Raw genomic sequence first — 2568 nt, forward strand, 5'->3', positions numbered from 1 at the left:
TCCCCATCTCCCCATCTCCCCATCTCCCCATCTCCCCATCTCCCCATCTCCCCACTCTACCTCTAATTATGGGTCTTCAACCGGACTTGATATTAGTTATCTCTATTTCAATCTTTAGATAGAGATAAAAATAATCTGTTTTCGGTATTGGTACACAATTCGTGATTTTAGCTGCCCTTACTTTCACCAGACCCTAGCCAAATCAGTATATCTTTAGCACTACCCTATTTTCCTTAACAGACCAAATTTTTAATGACATGTTGGCCAGCCTACAGAGCCGATAGCATTTATATTTGAGTTGTGAACAGAATTCCTTAAAGAAAGGCAAGAGGCCAGAGGCTATAAGCTATGTATAATAAGCTATATAGGCATTTTAATCAAGGTAAAAAAACTAATTATTGTTTACAAATCATTTGTAATTTTAATTTTGGGTAAGGTAAAAAGTTTATTTTTACCGGTTAATATGTAGTCTAGAAAACAATTTCAAGTAAGGTTAATAAAAAGAGGATAAAAAGAGAAAAAAGGCTGAAAAAAAATTTAATAAACAATCCCAACTCAAGCTCTGACTGCACTTGAAGCATTAAGTTGACCAACCTAACTTGTTTTACTAGAACAAATATGGAATACTGAATTTCGGTGCATCAACAGGACTTATGCTGGCAACAAACCTCAGTTCTGATCCCCCATGGGGCGAAAATGCTGATAACGATACCGCTTTTTGGGTCGAGTCCCTCCTGGAAAAACTGTCTGATGGAGATAGCAGCGCCTTTTGGCCCCTTTGGGAAAACTATAAAGACTATCTTTACCATCGCTGCTTGAGGTGGATGGGGGGTAATACCACTGAAGCACAAGATGCTCTTTCTGAGATTATGGTCAAGGCTTGGGAAAAATTGCCCAAATTTGCCGCAAAGATTACCAATATAAAAGGATGGCTGACCAAATTTGCCCGTAACTTCTGTATAGACCGACATCGAGAAAACAACTCTGGGGCAATCGGAGTAGAAAACCTGGAAGAGATGGCAGTGCGAGAGGGGAATGGGTTGGTTACGGAATTCGATACCCCAGAACAAATTGTAGAAAAGAGGGAACTATTAGAGGTAATCTTTAGTGCTCTAGAGGATTTGCCGGAGAATCAGCGCCAGGTATGTGTCTTGCGCTTTGAGCAGGAGTTGTCTCACCAAGAGATAGCTCAACGACTGGCAATTTCCAACGATAGCGTTCGTAAACGTATCCAACGAGCTAGGGGGATACTGCAAAAGCGGTTAACTAAGTATCGGGTCGGGTTGGATGAGAAGGCTTACGGGGAAATCGCCAAATTGCAGAAGATTAGGGGAGTAGAAGAGCAGGAAAGTAAGGAAGAAAAAGACAGAGAAAGCGATGTAACTCCCTCAAACCAAGAAATAGGAAAAGGGGAGCAGGAGACAACTGGGAATTCGGAGTCTTTAAGGCAGATGCCAGTGTCGGAGTCTGTTTCAGTCGAAGAGCCTTCTAAGGATTTAGACAAAACGGGAGTGGAGATCAGGTCACTGGTAGAGCCAGATTTGGCAGTTAAGCCAGCAGTGGAGATCAGGTCACTGGTAGAGCCAGCATTGGTAGTTGAGCCACTATCTGAACTACCAAAAGTCATCCTAATTAAAAAAGAGCCCAGAAGTAGGGACAGCAAAAGCCAGCAAATTTTAAGCAGACCAAGAAGCTCCGAGGCATTACTCCCCTTGGCTGGAAAATTAGTATTGGAAAGTACTCCAAATCCCCAATCAAAGCAGGGGAGCGATCGCAATACTATCCAGAGTCATCGCGTTAAACTGCTTATGCCCCAAGAGATAGCAATTTCTCGACCATCGCTAGGGTATGGGAGCATTGAAGCACCAAGAGGAAAGGAGCTTTCCCAGTTCCCAATCCCGATTTTGGCGACAATTGTGTCTTGGTGGGGCACTCTCAAAAACACAGTAGACCCAAGCAGCAATCAGAGGTCACATACAGGGGATAGAGGACCCCCAGATCAGCTTTAATTTGTGGTCATGGCTAATTTGCTCATAGCAGCTCTTGGGCATTAGAATTACGCACAGATTCCATGGGTAGGGTCCACCCTACAGGTAGCGTTAAATTGAGGGATTTGCGTAAGTCCTATGGCTCATAGCAGCTCAAGGGCATTAGCTAGAGTAGCTACTATTGACACTCCCCGGTCTAAAGACGCGGGGATTCCTAGATCTACGACCGGCCTTAAACCTCCGTATCCTTGCGGCAATACCTAAACCAAAAACCCGTCAAGACCAAGATTTCAGTTCAGTTTACGAAAGACCCAGCGGGCTAGTCTCCTTAGACGTTTGGTTACTTTTTGGTGAGTGCCTTATAGAGTCCGTTACTCCCCTGTTTCACCTGGTTTCGGCGTGCCCCGCCGTACCGTTGTTTTCTCAAGCTGTGCTTTGCTGGGTTCACACACCGATTGTTAGTCGATGATTGGGTTTTTAAGGAGGACTTTCCCTACCCTCCGGGCATTTCTTCTTTAAGGTCAAGCAGTGGCGGGTCTCTCTCCCGGTTGCGCCTCGGATTTTCAGCCTGTACCCATAT

General features: G+C 44.5%; 1 protein-coding gene. It reads left to right on the forward strand.

From position 1 onward, the window contains the following. Positions 1-653 precede the first annotated feature (653 nt). Complete coding sequence (locus tag AC4II3_RS32395; RefSeq protein WP_488017171.1) at positions 654-2009, forward strand: RNA polymerase sigma factor; 1356 nt, start codon at positions 654-656, stop codon at positions 2007-2009. Positions 2010-2568 lie beyond the last annotated feature (559 nt).

It is taken from the genome of Moorena sp., assembly GCF_982860115.1.